Here is a 529-nt window from a genome sequence, read left to right as displayed (position 1 = left end):
ATCATCGTTGCCCATCCTGCGGGAAGAGAACCGAGAGAATCCATGATTACCGCATCCAAAAAGTTCAACATCTCAAGCTCTTTGAACGGTGGGTGTATCTATTCTATCGAAAGCGCCGGTACGCGTGCAGATGCGGGAAGCGGTTTGCGGAGAAAGCCTGTTTTGTAGAGCGATATCAGCGTCAGACAGTGGAATGGAATCAAGCGTTTCGCTTACGGCTCATTCAAGGGAAGAACTTTACGGACACAGCGAATCAATTCCAAACGTCCGTGACAACTGCCATGCGCCGGTTTGATCAATTGGCGGCCCCCCTCGTGAAGAAGGTGGATCACCTTCCTCCTCGGATTGCGATTGATGATTACAAAGGGGATACGAATGCGGGGAAATATCAAGTGATCATTGCGGATGCAGATACACGGAAGCCACTGGATATCTTACCGGATCGTAAAGCCGATACGCTTAAACGATATCTTCAAGAGAAGGGTCATCATGTGAAAACAGTCGTGATGGATCTCAGTTATACCTTCAA

Annotated in this window: 1 pseudogene; it reads left to right on the top strand. The window is 48.4% G+C overall.

Annotation, left to right across the window (positions count from 1 at the left end):
• A pseudogene (locus tag GFB48_RS17465) lies at positions 1–529 on the top strand (ISL3-like element IS651 family transposase); the annotation flags it as partial.

Origin of the sequence: Paraferrimonas sp. SM1919 (assembly GCF_010993985.1) — a bacterium.
GTDB lineage: Bacteria > Pseudomonadota > Gammaproteobacteria > Enterobacterales > Shewanellaceae > SM1919.
This window is presented reverse-complemented; position numbering and strand designations above follow the sequence as displayed.